22 protein-coding genes are annotated in these 21,029 nt (G+C 61.1%); 8 read left to right on the forward strand and 14 right to left on the reverse strand.

The annotated features are described in order from the left end of the window. Positions 1-14: 14 nt before the first annotated feature. From ABJ076_RS05800 to rpmE, 3 genes are all read right to left on the reverse strand, one after another. On the reverse strand, positions 15-764 hold the full coding sequence (locus ABJ076_RS05800; RefSeq protein ID WP_348191048.1) for a VOC family protein: 750 nt from the start codon (positions 762-764) through the stop codon (positions 15-17). A 277-nt stretch (positions 765-1,041) separates the two neighbouring features. Beyond that, complete coding sequence (locus ABJ076_RS05805) at positions 1,042-1,509, reverse strand: Hsp20 family protein (RefSeq protein WP_348191051.1); 468 nt, start codon at positions 1,507-1,509, stop codon at positions 1,042-1,044. A 231-nt stretch (positions 1,510-1,740) separates the two neighbouring features. Next, a complete protein-coding gene (gene rpmE / locus ABJ076_RS05810; protein ID WP_028467674.1) occupies positions 1,741-1,959 on the reverse strand; it encodes a 50S ribosomal protein L31 in 219 nt (72 codons plus the stop codon). A gap of 126 nt (positions 1,960-2,085) precedes the next feature. Here rpmE and ABJ076_RS05815 point away from each other — a divergent pair, with 126 nt between their 5' ends. Further along, the gene (locus ABJ076_RS05815; RefSeq protein ID WP_348191053.1) at positions 2,086-3,876 is read left to right on the forward strand and encodes an ABC transporter transmembrane domain-containing protein; all 1,791 of its coding nucleotides are present in this window, start codon (positions 2,086-2,088) and stop codon (positions 3,874-3,876) included. A gap of 202 nt (positions 3,877-4,078) precedes the next feature. On the opposite strand, the gene ABJ076_RS05820 is transcribed toward ABJ076_RS05815, so the two are convergent. From ABJ076_RS05820 to efp, 6 genes are all read right to left on the reverse strand, one after another. Further along, the gene (locus tag ABJ076_RS05820) at positions 4,079-4,528 is read right to left on the reverse strand and encodes a hypothetical protein (RefSeq protein ID WP_348191055.1); all 450 of its coding nucleotides are present in this window, start codon (positions 4,526-4,528) and stop codon (positions 4,079-4,081) included. A gap of 348 nt (positions 4,529-4,876) precedes the next feature. Further along, positions 4,877-6,469: an OmpA family protein gene (locus ABJ076_RS05825; RefSeq protein WP_348191058.1), complete on the reverse strand. Its 1,593-nt coding sequence runs from the start codon at positions 6,467-6,469 to the stop codon at positions 4,877-4,879. A gap of 13 nt (positions 6,470-6,482) precedes the next feature. Further along, positions 6,483-7,619, reverse strand: a complete 1,137-nt coding sequence (locus tag ABJ076_RS05830; RefSeq protein WP_348191061.1) for a flagellar motor protein MotA — start codon at positions 7,617-7,619, stop codon at positions 6,483-6,485. A gap of 122 nt (positions 7,620-7,741) precedes the next feature. Next, positions 7,742-8,854 carry an OmpA family protein gene (locus ABJ076_RS05835; RefSeq protein ID WP_348191064.1) on the reverse strand — a complete coding sequence of 371 codons (1,113 nt, stop codon included), beginning with the start codon at positions 8,852-8,854 and terminating at the stop codon, positions 7,742-7,744. Between the two features lie 105 nt (positions 8,855-8,959). Then, complete coding sequence (locus tag ABJ076_RS05840) at positions 8,960-9,763, reverse strand: inositol monophosphatase family protein (protein WP_348191067.1); 804 nt, start codon at positions 9,761-9,763, stop codon at positions 8,960-8,962. A 72-nt stretch (positions 9,764-9,835) separates the two neighbouring features. After that, positions 9,836-10,402: an elongation factor P gene (efp, locus tag ABJ076_RS05845; RefSeq protein WP_348191070.1), complete on the reverse strand. Its 567-nt coding sequence runs from the start codon at positions 10,400-10,402 to the stop codon at positions 9,836-9,838. A 278-nt stretch (positions 10,403-10,680) separates the two neighbouring features. On the opposite strand from efp, the gene ABJ076_RS05850 reads away from it, so the two are divergent. Next, a complete protein-coding gene (locus ABJ076_RS05850; protein ID WP_348191073.1) occupies positions 10,681-10,839 on the forward strand; it encodes a hypothetical protein in 159 nt (52 codons plus the stop codon). A gap of 24 nt (positions 10,840-10,863) precedes the next feature. Next, entirely contained in the window at positions 10,864-11,214 is a 351-nt protein-coding gene (locus ABJ076_RS05855; protein ID WP_348191185.1) for a GNAT family N-acetyltransferase, read from the forward strand. A gap of 15 nt (positions 11,215-11,229) precedes the next feature. Here ABJ076_RS05855 and thiE read toward each other — a convergent pair whose 3' ends face one another. The 4 genes from thiE to tkt form a co-directional block, all read right to left on the reverse strand. Further along, entirely contained in the window at positions 11,230-11,868 is a 639-nt protein-coding gene (gene thiE, locus ABJ076_RS05860; protein ID WP_348191076.1) for a thiamine phosphate synthase, read from the reverse strand. Positions 11,869-11,944: 76 nt separating this feature from the next. Further along, positions 11,945-12,874 (reverse strand): class I fructose-bisphosphate aldolase, encoded by a 930-nt coding sequence (locus ABJ076_RS05865; RefSeq protein WP_348191079.1) that lies wholly within the window; start codon positions 12,872-12,874, stop codon positions 11,945-11,947. Between the two features lie 27 nt (positions 12,875-12,901). Continuing rightward, positions 12,902-13,909 carry a type I glyceraldehyde-3-phosphate dehydrogenase gene (gene gap, locus ABJ076_RS05870; RefSeq protein ID WP_348191082.1) on the reverse strand — a complete coding sequence of 336 codons (1,008 nt, stop codon included), beginning with the start codon at positions 13,907-13,909 and terminating at the stop codon, positions 12,902-12,904. A gap of 64 nt (positions 13,910-13,973) precedes the next feature. Continuing rightward, positions 13,974-15,992 (reverse strand): transketolase, encoded by a 2,019-nt coding sequence (gene tkt, locus ABJ076_RS05875; RefSeq protein ID WP_348191086.1) that lies wholly within the window; start codon positions 15,990-15,992, stop codon positions 13,974-13,976. Between the two features lie 295 nt (positions 15,993-16,287). Between tkt and ABJ076_RS05880 the strand changes: the two genes are divergently transcribed. The 4 genes from ABJ076_RS05880 to ABJ076_RS05895 all read left to right on the forward strand — a co-directional run bounded on the left by ABJ076_RS05880 (position 16,288) and on the right by ABJ076_RS05895 (position 18,467). Further along, positions 16,288-16,509, forward strand: coding sequence for a hypothetical protein (locus ABJ076_RS05880; RefSeq protein WP_348191089.1), 222 nt, complete (start codon positions 16,288-16,290; stop codon positions 16,507-16,509). Between the two features lie 4 nt (positions 16,510-16,513). Then, a complete protein-coding gene (zapA, locus tag ABJ076_RS05885) occupies positions 16,514-16,846 on the forward strand; it encodes a cell division protein ZapA (protein ID WP_348191092.1) in 333 nt (110 codons plus the stop codon). Between the two features lie 197 nt (positions 16,847-17,043). Next, positions 17,044-17,655 (forward strand): 5-formyltetrahydrofolate cyclo-ligase, encoded by a 612-nt coding sequence (locus ABJ076_RS05890; RefSeq protein WP_348191094.1) that lies wholly within the window; start codon positions 17,044-17,046, stop codon positions 17,653-17,655. Continuing rightward, a complete protein-coding gene (locus ABJ076_RS05895; RefSeq protein ID WP_348191097.1) occupies positions 17,652-18,467 on the forward strand; it encodes a TIGR00282 family metallophosphoesterase in 816 nt (271 codons plus the stop codon). The genes ABJ076_RS05890 and ABJ076_RS05895 overlap by 4 nt, the downstream gene beginning before the upstream one ends. A gap of 20 nt (positions 18,468-18,487) precedes the next feature. Here the strand turns inward: ABJ076_RS05895 and ABJ076_RS05900 are convergent, their stop codons facing one another. Then, positions 18,488-19,330: an isocitrate lyase/phosphoenolpyruvate mutase family protein gene (locus ABJ076_RS05900; protein ID WP_348191100.1), complete on the reverse strand. Its 843-nt coding sequence runs from the start codon at positions 19,328-19,330 to the stop codon at positions 18,488-18,490. A gap of 226 nt (positions 19,331-19,556) precedes the next feature. On the opposite strand from ABJ076_RS05900, the gene ABJ076_RS05905 reads away from it, so the two are divergent. Beyond that, positions 19,557-20,978, forward strand: coding sequence for a M20 family metallopeptidase (locus ABJ076_RS05905; protein ID WP_348191102.1), 1,422 nt, complete (start codon positions 19,557-19,559; stop codon positions 20,976-20,978). The last annotated feature ends 51 nt before the right edge of the window (positions 20,979-21,029 follow it).

Genomic DNA, 21,029 nt, shown 5'->3' on the forward strand with positions numbered 1-21,029 from the left:
AGAGGAGAGGCGTTTCAGAGCGTCTTTCCGCTGATCAGCAGCTGTGCGTTGCGAACAGGCTGGGGCATCGAGGTGATTTCGGTCCCGGCATACCCCGCCGCGGCCATATCTGGCAGTACCATTTCCCCGGCCTCGTGGACTTCTTGAATCTCCAAAACCGTATAGGGCCGTTGGTAGAGCCATTCGCGATTTTCGACCGCGGTCAGGTTCGGATTGGGCGGTGTATCGTCTGTGAAGGCAAAGAAATGCAGAGTGAAACCGTACCCCTTCACGTCCTGAACGGAGAGCGGAGCCATACCCCAGGCCAGGCATTCCTCACGAATTGGCGCTATGTCACCGGTGCGCAACGTCAGCAGGTTTAAGCAGGCCCCGCCTCCCAATCGCGACGTGTCATGTTGTGTGGCCGGTCGGTTGCCTTTGAACCAATGTTCGATCAGCTCGATGGTAAAGCCTTCGGGATCCTGGAAGTGTGTCAGATAGCCAACGTCCTGAAACTGACGCGGTACTCCGACTTCGACGCCCCTGGCGGTCAGTTGCTCATACGCGAGTTCAATGTTTGGTACCGCCAGAGCGACTTTCCAGTAAGTATCACGGCTGGACGGTTGATATGAGTGAACGCTGTTTTCGAATGTGATACCGGCTTCTGCCGCCCCATACGTAACCGCTCCATCGCCACGATCATTCATGCCCAGAATGTCAGTGTAAAACGTGCGTTGTCTTGCGGGATCCAGGCATCGCAGTTTGATGAGATCAATTTTGGGCAAGAGATGTTCCTTTCGGCGCTTTGGTCACTATGCGCACTTTCGCTTGGAAGCGCCCTGCACTCTGCTTGCAGCACACAAATCACAGTCACTCTGCAGAACAGTTTCGAGCTTTAGCTGTTCCTTGTCGTCAATATTACCCGGCTTTGGAGCCTTCGGTCTCGGAGATGATCCTGCCTAATGCCCATGCTGATTCGCATCGATGCAAAAAACAAAATGCCCGAACCGAGTGGAGGCGGTCCGGGCATTCTTTATTCTGAGATCAGAAAGCGGTGGGGGGTTAGGCCGCCTTCTTGCCCTCGATGGCTTTCACGGATGGCCGCACTTCGATCTTGCGCGGTTTTGCTTCTTCGGGGATTTCGCGCACGAGGGAGACATGGAGCAAACCATTCTCCAGATCGGCGCCGGTCACCTTGATGAAGTCGGCAAGCTCGAACCGGCGCTCGAAAGCGCGTTCGGCGATGCCGCGATGCAGGAATTCCCGGGCGTCACCGTCGTCGGCCTTCTCGACCTTGCCGGTGATAATGAGGGAATTCTGATTTACCGTGACGTCGATATCCTGCTCGGCGAAGCCGGCGACCGCCATCGAGATCCGGTAGTCGTCTTCGCTGACCTTCTCGATATTGTAGGGCGGGTAGGTCGTCTGGTTACCCGCGGCCGGGGTGCGGAGCGCCGCATCGGCGAGCTGCGCCATGCGGTCAAAACCGACGGAATTACGGAACATCGGGGAAAAATCGATCGTACGCATTGGGTCCATATCCTTTCCAAGCAACATGGTCGTCAATCTGTCACCCGCCTGATCGGAGGCCGGGTGGCGTTTCAGAAGGCTCCGTCCCGAAAGTGGCAACGTCGCCTGATCAGAACGTGGGAAAGGAGAAAATCGGATTCAAGAGGGGAAAATGCTTAAACGAAAACGGGCGCCCCGAAGGACGCCCGTTCAGTTCCCGCAAGCCGGAGCCTGCGGCAATTTGTCTTGGTATTAGATACCGAGGTTGGCGAAGCGCTTGTTGAAGCGCGCAACCTGGCCGCCGCTGTCGAGGATCCGGTGCTGGCCAGTCCAGGCCGGATGGGTCAGCGGGTCGATTTCGAGCCGAAGCACGTCGCCCTCTTTACCCCAGGTCGACTGGGTCTGGTATTCGGTGCCATCGGTCATCACGACTGTGATCGCGTGATATTCGGGATGGATATCAGCCTTCATTTTTCGTACTCCTGCCCCCGAGCGTTGATGGGCGCGGGTATCAATCCGTGAATAAGAGCGCGACGATATAAAGGAGACAGGGACCGAGCGCAAGGGCGAAGGAACCTGTTTTTACGGGAATCCGATATGAGTGAACAGAATAGCCGGCGCAATCTCGGCCCCCTGAGGGCTCTGATGCCGTTTGTCCGGCCCTACCGGTTGCAGGTCGTGGGCGCTGCGGTGGCGCTGATTGTCGCTGCCGTCACCGTGCTGGCCATGGGCAACGGGCTGCGTCTGCTGGTCGACAAGGGGTTCTCCGCCGGCGATCCGGCGCTGCTGGACCGGGCGGTGATCGTCCTGATGGGGGTTGTTGTTCTGCTGGCTGGGTCAAGCTACGCCCGGTTCTTTCTGGTCTCCTGGATCGGCGAGCGGGTGGTGGCGGATATCCGCAAGGCGGTTTTCAACCATGTGATCTCCCTCAGTCCGGGCTTCTTCGAGACCACCCGCACGGGCGAGCTGCTGTCGCGCCTGGCCACGGATACCACGCTGGTGCAGACCGTGGTCGGCTCCTCTGTCTCCATCGCCTTGCGCAACACGCTGCTGTTCTGTGGCGCGCTGGTCATGCTGCTGATCACCAGCGCCAAGCTGTCCGGCTATGTCCTGCTGGTTGTGCCCATCGTGGTGATCCCGATCATCGTGCTCGGCCGCAAGGTGCGGCGGCTGTCCCGCGACACCCAGGATCGGGTTGCAGATCTCGGCGCCTACGCCGAGGAAACCCTCTACGGTATCCGTGCGGTGCAGGCCTTCGCACATGAGTCGGTCGACCGGGAGCGGTTCGGCGCCCGGGTCGAGGATGCGTTGAGCGCCGCCATCGGCCGGATCAGGGCCCGCGCCGCCCTGACCGCCATCGTTATCTCACTTGTCTTTGGCTCCATCGCCGTGATTTTGTGGATCGGCGGCAAGGACGTTCTGGCCGGCCGGATCAGTGCCGGCGAGCTTTCCGCTTTCGTCTTCTATGCCGCTGTCGTCGCAGGCTCCACGGGAGCGCTCTCAGAGGTCCTTGGCGACCTGCAGCGGGCAGCCGGCGCCATGGAACGTCTGATGGGCCTCCTGCAGGCGGAGAGCGACGTCTCTGCGCCCGCCAATCCGGTGCCGCTGGCTGACCCGGCGAAGGGGATCGTCAGTTTTGAAGATGTCGATTTCTCTTACCCGGCCCGCCCCGATATCCCGTCTCTTACTGGCTTCACCGCATCCGTTAAGCCCGGCGAGAGGGTCGCCATCGTTGGGCCTTCAGGTGCCGGCAAGTCGACCATCTTCCAGCTTCTCTTGCGCTTCTATGACCCGCAGGCGGGCCATATCCGGATCGATGGTGTCGACCTGACGGCAACCGACCCGCGCGCCTTCCGCTCCTTGATCGGACTTGTGCCGCAGGAGCCGGTGATTTTCTCCGACAATGCGATGGAGAATATCCGTTACGGCCGCCCCGATGCCGCCGATGCCGACGTCATCGCCGCCGCCGAAGCCGCTAATGCGAAAAGTTTCATCGAGGCGCTGCCGGAAGGCTTCCAGACCCATCTCGGGGAGAAAGGCGTGCGCCTCTCCGGCGGCCAGCGCCAGCGTATCGCCATTGCCCGCGCAATCCTGCGTGACCCGGTCATCCTGCTGCTCGACGAGGCGACCAGCGCCCTCGACGCCGAGAGCGAGCGGGCCGTACAGAAGGCACTCGAAGCCATTATGCCGGGCCGAACAACGCTGGTCATCGCCCATCGCCTGGCCACGGTGCTGAAGGCCGACCGTATCCTGGTCCTTGAAGACGGCCGGATGATCGCGGAGGGCAAGCATTCCGAACTGCTGAAGAGTAACCCGCTTTATCGGCATCTGGCCGAGCTGCAATTCGCCGATTCTGCAGCGGCGGGTATGGCAATTTCAGCGGAGTAGGGTGCGGCCCTTCAAGAATAACTTTCCCGGACTTGATCCGGGACCTTCTGAAGGAGGGGCTGCGTCACGAGGTCCCGGATCAGGTCCGGGAAACCCAGCGGCGAAATGCTGATTTCGCCGCTGGGTCAATTTCATCTCGATCCGGCGGTTCCAGCGCTTGCCGATCTCGTCCTTACGATGCCTCACTCATAGTGCGCGAAGCTTACTGCACTTCTAGAACTTGCCATGTTTGATTGCTGTTGTTTAAGTCCGTCCAGACTTTCCCAGTAGGAGCACTACCGGAATCTATAACATAATCGCCTGCACTGCCGATTGACTCGATTTGGGACGCAGTACCAGGATTATCAAGGCTTCCAACACTCCACAAATTTGAACGCGTGAAATTGGGGGAAGACGGAATCCCGAGTATTAGGGTGGTGCCATCAGAAACTGTATCCGAGGACGTGGCGTTTAAATCGATACAAAGTTCTTGGTTACTTTTCAATGCGATCTGCGCGCCCCCCACTACGTCGTTAATAGTCCAGAACGCCGATATTAAGTCACTTTCTGGGGTGTCAATTGTGAGCATCTCTATGTGGGCCCCCTTTACTGGAGAGGCGCTTTTCACTGCTAAGTAAACACTACGGTGTGGGTTAACTATCATATAGCTCATTCGCCAAATCTCCTTTTGAAAAACACGATTTATGATGCTCTGTTTAGTTGAAATTATCAAATTAATTATCTAGCTAAAATGGTTATAAATATCCTGCGGCTTTGGAATTCCCTTTGTCACGGCTGACGATGGCGGAGCTCTGATCGACCCATTGCGTAGCTGCGCTAGGTTCCGGCTCTCCGGCCGGAATGAGGGTAGTTTCGGTGGAGCACCGTTCACAGCGGAGAAGCGAAACAAGCCTTACAAGGCTCGTCATCCCGACGCAGGTCGGGATCCATGGATGGAGGGCGCGGCCCTGTGATCGAAAAAGCCTCGGCTCGGGAGCCGGGATGACGGTGCGCGCGAACTCTACCGTTGCGTTAACTTCATCTCGATCCGGCGGTTCCGCCTGTTGCCGATCTCGTCCTTGCGCTCGTCGATCGGCTGGAATTCGCCATAGCCGGTAGCGGAGAGGCGGCCTGCCGGGATGCCTTCCGAGATCAGCGTCTGCACCACCGAGATGGCGCGGGCGGCGGACAGGTCCCAGTTGTTCTTGAAGCGTTCGTTGAAAATCGGCACCGGGTCCGTGTGACCCTCGACCTGCAGGATCCAGTCGATCTCCCCCGGGATCTTGCCGGCGATATCCTTCAGCTCGTCCGCGAACTGGCGGAGCTGGATTTCGCCCGCCGGGCCGATTTCATCCGAGCCGCTGTCGAACAGCACTTCCGACTGGAAGACGAAACGGTCGCCAACAATGCGGATGCCCTGACGGTTGTTCAGCACCTCCCGCAGGCGGCCGAAGAATTCCGAACGGAAACGGGCCAGTTCCTGGACCTTGGTCGCGAGCGCCCGGTTCAGCTTGGCGCCGAGATCGACGATCTCGACATTCTGTGCCTTGTTCCTGGCTTCAAGCGCGTCCATCGCCTCCTGCAACGCGAGCAGCTGTTCACGAAGCGCCCGCATCTGCCGGTTCAGCAGGGCGACCGCATCCTGCGCTTTGGAGGAAATCTGCTTCTCGGCACCGAGTGCGGTGGCGGTATCGTAGAAATTGGCGGTCAGCTCAGACAGCCGGACATCGCGTTCGGCGATTTCCTTCTGCTGCAGCAGGGTGCGCTCTTCGCTGTCGTTGAGCTGCGCCGTCAACTCCTTGCTGCGGTCCCGGACCTGCGTCATTTCGTCGACCAGCGCGTCGATCCGCTGTTTGCGTTCCTCGGCGCTCAGTTCCGCCGCCTCGCGCTCATCCTCGCTCTGGGTCAGGGTCTTCTGCAGGGCTAGTTTCTGGACAGCCAGGTCGGCGACCTCTGCTTCCAGATCCTCGCGGGCCAGCTTCAGGGCCACCAGATCGCGGCGCAGGCTCTCCAGATCCTTGAGCTGGGTCTTGATCGTCTCCCGGTCCGCCGCGATTACCTTGAAGGCGTCCTCAAGCCCGGCGGTGACCTCGTCCCGTTCGGCCTGCGCGATAGCCATATCGTTCTCGACCGAGCGCAGCTTGGCCATCAGGGCATCCCGTTCGCTCAGGACTTCGGTCAACCGCTCGTTCAGACCCGCCCGGCCGTTCTCCAGTTCGGTCAGTCGCTGGGTCATGCCGGCGCGGTCGCGGACGGCTTCGGCCAGCCGGTCCTCAAGCTGATCGCGTTGGGAGACCAGTTGGGTGACCTGTTGGCTGAGCGCATCGCGGCGGGAAATGGAAGCCTGCAGCTCGGTGGAGAGCTGGGCCACGTTGAGCCGGAGCTCAGTGTTGGTTTCCTTCTCCAGATTAAGCAGTTCGGAAAGCTCGGAGATCTGGGCTTCCAGCCGGTGAAGGGCCTCGTCACGGCCGGACAAGGCCTGGGTCAGGTAAAATTGCGAGACGATGAACACCATCAGCACAAAAATGATGACCATCAGGAGGGTGGCGAGCGCGTCGACAAACCCCGGCCAGATATTGGTCTCGCGCATCGAGGCGCGGCTGCGGGCGGACATGGCCGCGGCTCCCCTAGCGCTCTTCTTCGGCGAGCGCCGCGATGGTCCGGGCGACCAGCCGGATCTCCTGGCGAATTTCCTCCACGGTCCGGTTCCGGCCCTCGGAGCTCTCCTCGACCAAACGGGCGACATATGCCTCGATATTGCGCAGGTGGCTACGCATCAACTCGTCCCGGCCGCCAGCTTGACCTTCTGCGATCTTGGCCAGCACCGGACGGATTTCCAGCTGGGCCTCACCGATCTTCAGCATCAGATCTTGCTCATGGCGCATCTGGTCGACCAGGGTGCCGAGCTTTTCATTGAGGGCCATCAGGTTGGTGTTGGCCTGCCGGCGGTCGTCCTCGCTGCGCAGAATAACACGCTGCAATTTGTCGAGACTGTCCGCTGTCTGCTCCCACAGCGCGGTCTGGTACGCGCTGGCGGAATGTTCCCCGTCCGCAAGGACCCCGCCGCCGGAGCTGAGTCGCGTCAGGCCGGAAAGCCATTCCTCAAGATCGTTGTAAAAGCGGTTCTGGGCCTGACCGAGCTGCAGTTCCATGAAGCCGAGGACGAGCGATCCGGCAAGGCCGAAGAGCGAGGAGCTGAAAGCGGTTGCCATGCCGTTTAGAGGGGATTCCAGGCCGGTCTTCAGATCACCGAAGACACTGCCAATATCACCGCTCTCGATACTGAGGCTGCCGATTACATTGCCGACGGCGCCGACCGTCTGCAGCAGGCCCCAGAAGGTGCCGAGCAGCCCGAGAAAAATCAGCAGGCCGATGATGTAGCGTGAGATGTCGCGGCTTTCCGCCAACCGGGAATCGATGCTGTCGAGCAGGGAGCGCAATGACATGGCGGAGAGACTGACTTTGTCGTCCCGGCGCTCGCCCAGCATGGTTGCGACCGGTGCGAGCAGGGCAGGTGCCTGCTGTACCGAGAGACCAGGCTGGCCAGACCGGTAGGATTCGATCCAGGCAACTTCCGGGCCGAGGGACATGACTTGCCGGACGACGTAAAGGATGCCGATGACAAGCGTGGCCAGGATCATGCCGTTCAGCGCGGCATTTGCCATGAAAGCGTCCAGCAGCGCCCCAACCAGAAGCACCGCGACTGCAGTGACAAGCGCCAGAAAGATCGCCATCCGGAAGAGAAAACGCGTGGGTTTGGTCACCTGATCGATCCCCTGATTGTGGCCGGGCAAGGCCGCTTAAGCCTGATGCCCGGTCGTCTGTTCGGCACTATGGACAAGAATTGCGGCGGATTTCCGGTTGTTGCGACACCTACCGGTGCTCATCAGCGATTGACCAGGGTCAGGTCGACGCGGTCGGGGGAGCCCGAGGAGGCCTGGTTGCCAAGTGCGCGGACATCCATCCGCGTGCTGGCGATGCCCTTGCCGATCAGGTGCGAACGCACCTCAAGCGCGCGGGAGAGGGAAAGTCGCCGGGCCTTGGCTTCGGAGCGTTCACCGGCGCTGGCATAAGCCAGAAGCTGGACCCGCATGGATTTGTCCGCCTTCATCTTCTCTGCCACCTCGCCCAGCGTCGCGCTGGCGCTCGCCGGAAGGGTCTTTGTATCTGCGTCGAAGGCGATGCTGATCGCGCTGCCGCTTGAGGCTTTCGGCGCGGGAGCCGGTGTCTTTGGGGCCGCGGAGGCTACCTGTTTGACCGGTTCCGGCGTCTTAGCGGACGTGGCCGAAGCGGCTGGCGCGGCGACAGATGGTGTCGGTATGGCTGGCGTGGTTATGGCCGCGGGTTGTGGTGGCGGAATGATGGTCGCTGTGCTGGTGGTTGCCTTGGGCGGGGCCGGGATCGTGATATCCGGTATCGTGGTCTTCGTCCCCGTCCTGGTTACGTTCCCCGGAGCGTTTGGAGCGGGTGCCTGAATCGCGACTTTGGCCGGTGGGGCAACAATCGGAGCCGGAGCGCGGGCCACTTTCGGGGCGCTGGGAACCGGTGCGGTGACACGGGCTGAAGACGGAACGCGCGGGGTAATGGTTGCCGGGGGCGCGACCTGGCGTCGCGCGCTCGGCGATGCCGGCTTCTTGGGGGCGCGTGCCAGCGGCGTCGCGGTTGATCCCGCTGTGACTACACGGCGGCTCTGCGTGGCAGCAGGCCGTGTCGGCGGCGGCATCGGGATGCCGCGGGACACAGCAACTTTTGCTTCGCCCGGAAGGGGCAGCGGCGCTCCGGAAGCGAGCTGATCGCGGCGAATGTCGGCTTGCAGCATCTGCGGGACCGTTTGTGGCGCGCCGAGCTGATCGAGCACGTCGAGATTGACCTCAACCGAACTGCCAGTGCCGCCGATATAGACGGTTTCCTGGCTCAGCGCCGGCCCGGCCGGCAGCCCGATCAGGCCCGCGAGAAGAAGAAGCACTGGGCATTTGCCCTGGGAAGTTGATCCGGCCATGTCTGCGCGTCCTCGAGTGGAGGGTTAATCTCACCGATGACCTTATCGCAACAGGCCTTTTCGCGACAACCGCCTAAGCGGTGTCGCGGCCAGTTCTCTTGAGGGTCAGGCCTTGGTTGCGTCCCGGAGGACTTTCAGCAGCTTCCCGTGAACCTGGTCGTTGGCGGCGACAACCTCACCAGCCTCCAGAGCCTTGTCGCGGTTCCGGTAGTCGGTGCAGTAGCCTCCCGCTTCCTTGACGATCAGCAGGCCTGCAGCGATATCCCACGGGCTGAGGCCGCGTTCCCAATAACCGTCGTACCGGCCGGCCGCCACATAGGCGAGGTCGAGCGCGGCGGCGCCGAGGCGGCGGACGGAGGAACAGCGGGTCATCACCGCTTCAAGCTGCTTCAGGTAGAACGCATGATCGGCGCCGCGCAGAGTTGGGATGCCGGTGGCGAAGACACTGTCTTCGAGGTTCCGGCGCGCTGAAACACGCAGGCGGCGGTCGTTCAGGAACGCGCCCTTGCCTTTTTCCGCCCAGAACAGCTCATCGCGCGTCGGCTCGTAGATCACGGCGGAGACGATTTCACCGGCCTCTTCAAGCGCGATGGAGATCGCGAAATGCGGGATGCCGTGCAGGAAGTTCGTGGTGCCGTCCAGCGGGTCGATGATCCAGCGCCGTTTCAGCTCGTCTTTACTCTCGATCTCGTTGCCTTCCTCAAGCAGGAAGCCGTAGTCACGCCGGGCATATTTCAGCTCGTCGACAATGGTCTTCTCCGCAGCGATATCGGCATTGGAGACGAAATCGGCAGGGCCTTTTTTCGAGACCTGGAGCTGCTCGACTTCATTGAAATCATGCAGCAGCTGGCGGGTCGCCTTCATGGCGGCCTTCACCATCACGTTAATTGCGGGCGAACGGCTCGCCATGGTCTCTCCAGTTCAAAACAGAATATTGGTGGTGCCGGTTGATCCGGCGCCCACAATCGGTCTCAGGCGCGATCAGTCCTTGGCGCGCTCGACGTAGGTGCTGTCTTCGGTCCGCACGACGACGCGGGTGCCGCTTTCGATATGCGGCGGCACCAGGATCTTCACACCGTTTTCCAGCACGGCCGGCTTGTAGGAAGAGGAGGCGGTCTGCCCCTTCACCACGGCGTCGGCTTCGACGATCTCGAGCACAACGGTTTCCGGCATCTGCACGGAAAGCGGCTCGCCCTCGTGACTTTCGATCTGCACTTCCATGCCGTCCTGCAGGAACACCACGTTCTCGCCGAGCAGGTTTTTGTCGATCTGAGTCTGCTCGTAGGTATCGTTGTCCATGAATGTCAGCAGATTTTCCTCGGCGAAGAGGAACTGCGCCGGACGCTGCTCCAGACGGACGCGCTCGACCTGCTCGTCAGCGCGGAAGCGCTCGTTCAGCTTGGTGCCGGACCGTATGTCCTTCAGCTCGACCTGATTGAAGGCGCCACCCTTGCCGGGTTTCACGGCCTGGGTCTTCATGGCGACCCAAAGACGGTCCTTGTGTTCAATGACATTACCGATGCGGATGGCGTTACCGTTGATTTTCATATCTCTGTCCGTCGATCAGTCGAGGTGGCCGATATCGCGCGAATCTGCGCAGGCGCGCTCGTATTTCAGGTGCGGCGCGCTTTTATCAGGTTGCGCGGGTGGAGTCTATTGGCGGGGCTGGAGAAAGCAATGCAAGGCAGAAATGCAGCGCCCTTGATAGGTACTGCATTGCTGCCAGTGTTCATCGGGCAATAAACTAAGAATCAGGCTTTTGGGAAAGTCTCTAAGGCGCTTACTTCTTGGTTTAGTCGGTATGGCGCGCTTGTAGAAAAGCGAATATGAAGCTGCAGGTAATCGAAACAGACAGATTGCGCCTCAACTCCTCGGCGGAACAGCATCTCGAGGCTTTTGCCGAAATGCATGCCGACGTCGAAGTGATGGTGGACTTTGCAGGGCCAATCAATTTCTCATCGAGCAAAGCCAAATTCGAGCGCTAGCGAGAGGCACTCCGCCAGTCTGGTATTTCTCGCTGGGCCGTTGAAGATCGGGACGGTGAATTTCTTGGCTATGCGGGTGTGATACCGCGATTGTCTGATGACCATCCGCTCGGTCCTCATTATGACATCGGCTGGAGGTTCACCCGTCGCGCTTGGGGGCATGGCTATGCGACCGAGAGTGCGCGGGCCGCGCTCGATCAAGCGGTTAACAGCGTCGGTCTAACCGGTATCATTTCCTATACGAGCGCGGAAAACAGGCGTTCCCAGGCCGTCATGCGACGGTTTGGTCTCGTGCGCCGCCCCTTGCTTGACTTCTTTCAGGGTATTGAGGGCGGCAGGACGTGGAACGGATTGGTCTGGGCTGTCGGGGACTGAGAGGAGCGAAGGTCCTTAAGCGGCCATCAGCTCGTTAAACGCCTTCACCGCAGCCGCCGGTCCTTCCGGGTGCTTCCACACCGCCGTAATCACGCAGAGAAAGTCTGCGCCCGCGTCGATTAGCGGCTGTGCATTATCCAGAGTGATGCCGCCGATGGCGACGCAGGGGATGGTGGAGATGGCCGCCCAGCTTTGCAGTGTCTCAAGCTCCGCGTAGTGGACGATTTCCTTGGTTTCTGTCCGATAGAAGGCGCCGAAGGCGACATAGTCGGCACCGGCTTCCGCCGCTTCCATCGCCAGGTGGGCGGAGTTGTGGCAGGTCACGCCGATCATGGCTTCATCGCCCAAGATACGGCGTGCTTCCGCATAGGGCGTATCCTGTTGGCCGACATGGACGCCATCGCAGCCGGTCAGCAGGGCGAGGTCCGGACGGTCGTTCATCAGCATGGGGACGCCACGCTCATGGCAAACTGGCAGCAAGGTTTCCGCAGCCCGCTTGATCTCATCGTCGGAGACATCCTTCAGGCGAAGCTGCAGACAGGCGACCGGTCCTGCATCGAGGGCGGCGGCGAGGTCTTCGGCGAAGACGTCGATCTCGATCTTCGGCGGGGTGATCAGGTACAGCTCGCAGCGTGGCTCGGACTTGGCGGACATCTTTTTTGCCTCTGGATGTGAAAACGGCGCCCGCACATGTCTGCGGGCGCCGCGTTTAAGCGGTATGGGGCGAGGTTTACGCCTTGCCCTTGTAGATGTCGATGATGGTGTTGAGCATCGACAGTGCCTCTTCGCGCGGACGCTGGAAGGTGTTTCGGCCGATGATGGAGCCATTGGCCCCGCCGTCGCGCAGGCCACGGATCTCGTTGTAGAGACCATCCAGCCCCTTCGCCTCGCCGCCTGAGAAGACAACGATGCGGCGGCCGTTGAAGCAGGATTGCACAACATGCTCGATCCGCTCGGCCATGGTGCCGATGGCGATCTTGTTGGCTTCGTAGGACTTCTTCGCGGCTTCCAGCTCAAGATGCTCGGTCGGCGGCTTGACCTTGATGATATGGGCGCCGAGCAGGGCGGCCATGTGGGCGGCATAGGCGCAGATATCGACGGCCGTTTCGCCCTTCTTGGTGAGATCGCCACCGCGCGGATAGGACCAGACAACGACTGCGAGGCCGTAAGCCTTGGCTTCTTCCGTCATCTCGCGGATCTGCCCCATCATCTCGAAGGCATTGTCGGAACCCGGATAGATGGTGAAGCCGATTGCGGAGCAGCCGAGGCGGAGTGCTTCCTGCACGGAGCCGGTCAACGCCTGGCTCGGCCCGTCCTTGTCACGGGCGAGGCTGTTGGCGCTGTTCACTTTCAGGATCGTCGGGATCTGGCCCGCGAAACTGTCGGCACCGGCCTCGATCATGCCAAGCGGAGCGGCATAGGCGGAGAGACCGGCATCAATTGCCAGCTTGAAGTGATAGTGCGGATCATAGGCTTCCGGGTTCGGCGCGAAGCTGCGGGCCGGGCCATGCTCGAAGCCCTGGTCGACCGGCAGGATCACGAGCTTGCCGGTGCCGCCGAGCTTGCCCTGCATCAGGATGCGGGCGAGGTTGGCTTTGGTTCCCGGGCTGTCGCTTTCGTAGTTGTCGAGGATGCGTTTGACGCGTTGGGTGATTTTCATCGCCTTCGGTCCTTCTCTCTCAGGTCTTTAAAGGGTCGCGGCAACCGCTGCGGTGGTGTCCAGCATACGGTTGGAGAAACCCCATTCGTTGTCGTACCAGCTCATCACCCGGACCAGCTTGCCCTCGACCACCTGGGTCTGACCCAGATCGAAGGTGGAGCTGTTCGGGTTGTGGTTGAAGTCAATGGAGACCAGCGGCTCGTCATTGGTGCCGAGGATGCCCTTCAGCTTGCCATTGGCTGCCTTGACGATGGCGGCGTTGACTTCCTCGACCGTGGTCTCGCGCTTCGGCACGAACTTCAGGTCGACCAGGCTGACATTGGCCATCGGTACGCGGACGGATGTACCGTCCAGCTTGCCTGCCAACTCCGGCAGCACCAGGCCGACGGCCTTGGCGGCGCCGGTGGTGGTCGGGATCATGGAGCTGGCGGCGGCACGGCCGCGATAGAGATCCTTGTGCATGGTGTCCAGCGTCGGCTGATCACCTGTGTAGGCATGGATCGTGGTCATGTAGCCATGCTCGATGCCGATGGCTTCGTTCAGGACATAGGCAACCGGGGCAAGGCAGTTGGTGGTGCAGGACGCGTTCGAGATCACCGTGTGCTCTGCCGTGATCTGGTCGTGGTTCACACCATAGACCACGGTCAGGTCTGCACCCGTCGCCGGGGCGGAGATGATGACGCGTTTGGCACCTGCGGCGATATGCTTCGCCGCGTCTTCGCGCTTGGTGAAGAGGCCCGTGCATTCGAGAACGATGTCGACACCGAGTTCCTTGTGCGGAAGGTTCGCCGGATCGCGCTCTGCGGTCACCTTGATCGGGCCCTTGCCGTAATCAATGGTGTCTTCGCCAACAGTCACGTCGTACGGGAAGCGGCCGTGATTGCTGTCCCACTTCAGAAGATGCGCGTTGGTCTTCACCGGACCCAGATCGTTGATGGCGACGACCTTGATGTCGTCCCGTCCGCTTTCCGCGAGTGCCCTCAGAACCAGACGGCCGATCCGCCCGAACCCGTTGATGGCAACATTGACGCTCATCAGATTTCCTCCAGATTTTCAGTCTCGTACAAGAACGCCGCCCGGATGGGCGGCGCAGATGGGGTTATCCCAGACGTTTTTTGACCTCGGACACGATGGCATCGCTGGTGATGCCAAAATGTTTGTAGAGGTCGTCGTATGGCGCAGAAGCACCGAAAGAACTCATGCCGACAAAGATGCCGTCGAGGCCAATCAGGCCGTCCCAGCACTGCTGGACACCCGCCTCGACCGCGACCATGAGTGTGCCGGAGCCGAGGACCTGCTGACGATAGGCCGCGTCCTGGGCCTTGAAGCGCTCAATGGAGGGCATGGAAACCACGGCCGTGGCGACGCCATCGGCTTCCAGGAATTTCTGCGCATCCATGGCGATCTCGATCTCGGAGCCGGTGGCGAGGATCGTGACCTTGCGCGCGCCCGAGGCGTCCGAAAGAACATAGCCGCCCTTGGCTGAAAGATTTTCCGACGTATCGCCGCTGCGCTGTGTCGGTAGACCCTGGCGGGTCAGCGCCAGGACAGAGGGGCGATGTTCATCCTGCAGCGCTGCGAGCCAGCATTCGGCAGTCTCGATCGCGTCCGCCGGGCGGAACACGTTCAGGTTCGGGATCGTCCGGAGCGCGGCCACATGCTCGACAGGCTGGTGGGTCGGGCCGTCTTCGCCGAGGCCGATGGAATCGTGGGTCATCACATAGATGACGCGCAGGCCCATCAGGGCGGAGAGACGGATCGACGGGCGGCAATAGTCGGTGAAGACCAGGAAAGTGCCGCCATAGGGGATCAGACCGCCATGCAGGGCCATGCCGTTCATCGCAGCAGCCATGGCATGCTCGCGCACCCCGTAATAGATGTAGTGACCGCCATAGCCCTCGGCGTTCACGACGTCCTGGCCGCCAACCTTTGTGTTGTTGGAGCCTGTCAGGTCGGCTGAGCCGCCAACCAGTTCCGGGATCGTCGGTTGCAATGCTTCCAGTGCTTTCTGGGAGGCAACGCGGGTGGCGAGCTTCGGCTTTTCTTCGCCATGCCTGGCAATCAGCGCCTTGATGGCCGCTTCGGCATCTGCGGGCAATTTGCCGGACAGGGCGGCGTCGAAAGCCTTGCGGGTTGCGGCTTCGGCCGTATCGTGCCGCTGGGTCCAGGCAATGTGCGCCTCTGCGCGGTCGACGCCAATGGCGCGCCATGCTTCGAGCACGTCAGCCGGAATTTCGAAGGGTTCGGCACTCCAGCCGAGATTTTCCCGGGCACCGGCAATCTCGTCGGTGCCGAGCGGGGCACCGTGGGAAGAGGACTTGCCTTCCTTGGTTGGTGCGCCGAAGCCGATCCTGGTGCGGCAGGCGACCAGAGACGGGCGGTCGTCTGCCTTTGCGGCCTCGATGGCGGCAGAAACAGCTTCGGCATCGTGACCGTCAACCTGGCTGACATGCCAGCCATAAGCCTCGAACCGCATCAGCTGATCGTCGGAGACGGAAAGGTCGGTGGAGCCGTCGATGGAGATTCCGTTATCGTCGAACAGCACAACCAGCTTGCCGAGTTTCAGGTGGCCGGCCATGGAGGCGGCCTCGTGGCTGATACCTTCCATCAGGCAGCCGTCGCCGGCGATCACATATGTGTAGTGATCGACCAGATCGTCGCCGAAGCGGGCATTGTTCATACGCTCGGCGAGCGCCATGCCAACTGCGTTGGCCAGACCCTGGCCGAGAGGACCGGTCGTGGTCTCGACGCCGCTGGTGTGGCCATATTCCGGATGGCCCGGTGTCTTCGAGTCGAGCTGGCGGAAATTCTTGATCTCGTCCAGCGTGACGTCTTCGTAGCCGGTCAGATGCAGCAGAGAATAGATCAGCATCGAGCCGTGGCCGGCCGATAGCACGAACCGGTCACGGTCCGGCCAGTTCGGCGCCTTCGGGTCGAAATTCAGGAACTCGGAAAACAGCACGGTCGCGACGTCGGCCATGCCCATCGGCATGCCGGGATGACCGGACTTCGCTTTCTCAACCGCGTCCATCGACAGGGCGCGGATGGCGTTCGCGAGCATATCGTGCGAAACGGCGCTACCGGTACCGTCGCTTGTAGCAGAAGATGTCGTGTTCATGAGCGTCAATCGTTTTCGGCGGCGCCCTTCTCCGGAACAGGGCCGGACGGGAGGCCGCAACTGATGAGCGGGGCGGGCGCAGGAACACTGTCTCAGCCCCTTAAAGGCGCGGTGAAAATGCCGTCCCGCCTCGCGCGCGTCAACTCTGTAGTTCGCGCGGGTTTTACCGGTTCGGTCAGGGGCGGGGCCGACGGCGCAAAATGGGCGCGCGTTGACGCCTGGATATCCGGCTTTGTATGCTTCTGCCGCCGGGCGCGAGGCGCCCGGAATCAAAGTGTTGGAAGGACCGGACCTGATGTCCCGACTAGACGATGCCGCCGCCCGTCTTGAAGCCGCTATCGAGCGGCTGGATACGGCCGCTCACCATGCGGTCGAACTCAGTTCCAGATCTGTCGAGCTACAATCGGAACTCGACGCGGCGAAAAAGGAATATGCCGAACTGTCCAGGGTCACCGATGAGGTCAGCGAGAAGCTGGACAAGACCATCGGCCGCCTGAAATTCGTGCTGGAAGGATAGTTCATTGGCTCAGGTCGAAATCACCATCAACAGCAAGAACTACCGGATCGCCTGTGAAGATGGACAGGAAAGCCGCATTGCCAGCCTCGCCGCCATGGTCGATTCCCATGTCGCCGATCTGGTCGGGCAGATCGGCCAGATCGGCGACACGCGGCTGCTTGTCATGGCCTCCCTGCTGATCGCGGACGAGCTTGTGGACCTGCGCGAAATCGAGCGGGAAGTCTCCTCGGAAGGGGGCGCTGTATCCCTTTCAGATGGTGAGGAAAAAATCGTCTCGGCTCTCAATGCGATGGCCGGCCGTATCGAGAGCATTGCAGACCAGCTGGAACGCGCCTAGATATGTCCCTGGACGGTGACTGCGCGATTTGTCAGGTCACACAATCCCTGGGGCTATAAACGATCCTTCGGGAGCTGTCTCTGTCAGGGCCCTGGCCTCGATATGCGGCGCCCACCTGCTTTGCAGGCCACAGAGGGTTACACCGACCAACGGTCGAGGTGGTGCCGTCCACATTCCTTTCATGATGAAAGCCTAACGTGCCTGCATTCACGCCCCTCAATGAAACACTCGCCGCCGATAAAGCGGCTTTGCGCAGTGAGATCGAGGCAAAGCGCGGTATCGCTCACGCCGCGCTGAGAGAGACTGCCGACACAGCGATCCGCGATCATTTCCTTGCGGCCGCACCAAGCGCCGATACCCCAGTCATTGCGGGCTATTGGCCTTTCCGAACCGAGATTGATCCGCGACCGCTCATGATAGCCCTGCATGCGCTTGGGCATCGCGTTGTGTTGCCGGTCGTTGTCAAGAAGGCTGCGCCCCTGCATTTTCGCCTGTGGGGGCCGGGAGCGCCTCTGGTGAAGGCTGGTCTGGGCGGTTTGGCTCCGGACGTCGGGGCGCCGGAACTTGAGCCTGATCTGCTGCTCGTTCCCATGCTCGCGTTCGACGATACCGGCTTCAGGCTTGGCTATGGCGGTGGCTATTATGATCGTACGCTGGAGAGATTGCGCGGCCTCAAACCCGTGCGAGCGGTTGGCGTCGCTTACGAGGCACAGCGGGTCCCGGCAGTGCCGCGGGAGGTTACCGACCAGCGGCTAGATGCCATGCTGACTGAGGCGGACATGACCATATTTGAAAGCTATTCAGCATGAGGGTGCTGTTCCTCGGCGATGTGGTCGGCCGATCTGGCCGTGAGGCGGTGCAGAACCACCTGCCGGAATTGCGCGAGCAACTCGCTGTCGATTTCGCCATCGTGAACGGTGAGAATTCCGCAGGCGGTTTCGGTATCACGCCGGATATCGCCGAAGCGCTTTTCGATGCTGGCGCGGATGTCATCACCACCGGGAACCATGCTTTCGACAAACGCGAGATCCTGACCTATTTCGACGTCGAGTCCCGTTTGCTGCGTCCGGCCAACTATCCCGCCGACACACCGGGCAAAGGTAGCGGCCTGTTTCCGACGGCGGACGGACGTTTCGTGCTGGTCGCCAATGTCATCCTGCGGCTGTTCATGGATACCAGCGATGATCCGTTCGTTGCTGCCGAGCGCATTGTCGAGGAATGCCCGCTCGGTTACGGCGCGGATTTCATCTTCATCGACATGCATGGCGAGGCGACGTCCGAGAAACTGGCGCTTGGCCATTTCCTCGATGGGCGGATCAGCGCCATCGTCGGCACCCATACCCATATCCCAACCGCCGATCACATGATCCTCGCGGGCGGCACAGCCTATATGACCGATGCAGGCATGTGCGGCTCCTATGAAGGCGTGATCGGCATGCAGAAGGAGGCGCCGGTCGAGCGCTTTCTATCCAAGTGGGGACGGCCCAGGTTGGAAGTGGCCGAGGGTCCGGCAACCGTGTCCGGCCTGCTGATAGAAAGCGATGACGGAACCGGTTTGGCGACCCGTGTCGCGCCGGTCCGCCTTGGCGGCCTGCTTTCCGAGGCGTATCCGGATTTCTGATCTCGGCTCTCGGCTCTCTCTTACAATTGATGAGGGCGCTTCTCCGGCGACATCAGACTGGCGGCCTCCGCATCCGGCATGGCGTCTTCCGCGTAGGTGAAGGTTCCGTCATTGAAAACTTCTTCCGCCGCCCGCTTCAGTGCGCCAAGGGCGGCGCGAGCAAACGAGCCGCCGACGCTGATCCGGCGCACACCAGCGTCTGAAAGCTCCTCTACGGAAAAAGCCCGGCCCTTCAGGCCCATCACCACATTCACCGGTTTGTCGACTGCGCGGCAGACAGTTGCAATTGCGTCGATATCGGGCAGGCCCGGAGCGTAAAGAACATCTGCGCCAGCTTCCGAAAATGCTTGTAGCCGGTCGATGGTGTCTACCAGATTTGGCTTGCCCCAGAGATAGTTCTCAGCCCGTGCCGTGATCAGGATCGAGCGGCCTTTTGCGGCTTCCGCAGCCGCTCTGACACGTTCCGTGGCTTCAGGCAAATCGTAGATCGGTGCATCGGGATTGCCGGTTGCATCCTCGATAGAGCCGCCGACCAGTCCAATTTCCGATGCCAGCCTCACGGTTTCCGCACATGCCTCCGGGGCAGCGCCGAAGCCGTCCTCGAGATCGGCTGAAACCGGAAGGTCCGTTGCCGCGATAATGGCCGCGGCATTCTGGAGAATTTCTTCCCGGCTCAATCCGGCGAAGGAATCCCGTTTGCCGACGGAAAAGGCGTAGCCCGCGCTGGTCGTCGCCAGAGCTGCGAAACCCAGATGATCAAGGATTCGCGCCGATCCGGCATCCCACGGATTCGGCATGACGAAAGCCCGTCCCCCGAAATGCAGGGATCTGAATGTTTCGAATTTTTCGTTCCGTGACGGCATCTTCTGCTCCCGATTAGCGGCGAGCTTTGATATCAAGAATAGAACAAAAAGTGAACAATAATATTCGGTGCACACACTCTGTGGTGCGTGCGACACACTTGACCCGATAGCGGCTCGGGCGCATCGTTTGCGTCCTTCCAAGTGACCCTTGCACTGTCCCGTTCTGAGACTTCCCGCCTTCCCGGGCCTGCATCCGGTCGAGAACACACGTCCAGGAGAGACCACCATGTCGAATGCCGAATTGATCTGGGATCTGGTCGATGAACACCGTGAGGAGTTCATCGGTCTTGCCGACCGGGTCTGGGGCATGCCCGAGATCTGTTACACCGAATACCGCTCTGTCGAGGAACACCGGAAGATGCTGGAGCAGCAGGGCTTCCGGGTGACCGAGAACGTCGCCGGTATTCCGACCGCCGTGATGGGCGAGGCGGGCGAAGGCGGCCCGGTGATTGCGATCATGGGCGAGTACGACGCGCTTCCGGGGCTGAGCCAGGTTGCCAATATCGCTGAGCCGCAGCCGGTCGAAGAAGGCGGGCATGGTCATGGGTGCGGGCACAATCTGCTCGGCTCTGCCGCAATGCTGGCTGCCGCGGGCCTGAAAGACTGGCTTGAGAAGACAGGCACTCCGGGCCGCGTGCGGTATTATGGATGTCCGGCCGAAGAAGGCGGCGCCGCAAAGGGATTCATGGTCCGGGCCGGTGCATTTGACGATGTGGATGCGGCGGTGACATGGCACCCGTCAGGGGTGACCCAGGTTGGTATCGCCAACTCGCTGGCAAACACCCGGATCGACTTTTCCTTCACAGGGCGTTCCAGCCATGCCAGCGCCGCGCCGCATCTCGGCCGCAGCGCGCTTGATGCGGTTGAGTTGATGAATGTCGGCGTGAACTACATGCGCGAGCACATGCCGCCGGATGCACGGCTGCATTATGCGATGCTGGATGCGGGCGGGGTTGCGCCGAACGTTGTGCAGGGCTTCGCGAAGGTGCGCCATGCCGTGCGCGCCGGCGATCTTGCGACCATGCAGGCGTTGGTCGAACGGGTAAAGAAAGTGGCCGAAGGCGCTGCCCTGATGACCGAGACCACGATGTCCTGGCAGGTCGTCAGTGCAGTTTCCAACATGCTCGATAACGACCCGATGAAGCGGGCCATGTTCGACAATATGCAACGGCTCGGGGCAGTGCCGTTCGATGCCGAGGACAAGGCCTACGCATCGCAGATTCAGGCAACGCTGACCGGTGCGGATATCTCCAACGAATACCTCCGGGCCGGTGTGGCTGAGAAGGACGATACACCATTGTGCGATTTCATCGTGCCGCTTGAGGCGCGTGGTGTTTCGATGCCTGGTTCGACCGATGTGTCCGATGTGAGCTGGGCGGTGCCGACGATCGAGGCGCGGGTTGCGACCCATGCTATCGGTACGCCGGGACATTCCTGGCAAATCACAGCTCAGGGTAAGGCAGCGGCCGCGCACAAGGGCATGATTCACGCCGCCAAGATCATGGCGGGAACCGCTGTCGATATGGTCCGGGACGAGGAATTGCTGGCAGCTGCAAAGGCAGATCACGCGGCCCGTACCGCAAAGACGCCGTATGTTTGCCCCATTCCCGAAGACGTGCATCCGCCACTCCAACCGCGGCCGGAATAAGCGGGCGGCAAGACCGGTTGCGGGCGGGTCGCTGTAAGAGATTCCGGCGGC

Source organism: Nisaea sp., assembly GCF_039990255.1.
GTDB lineage: Bacteria > Pseudomonadota > Alphaproteobacteria > Thalassobaculales > Thalassobaculaceae > Nisaea.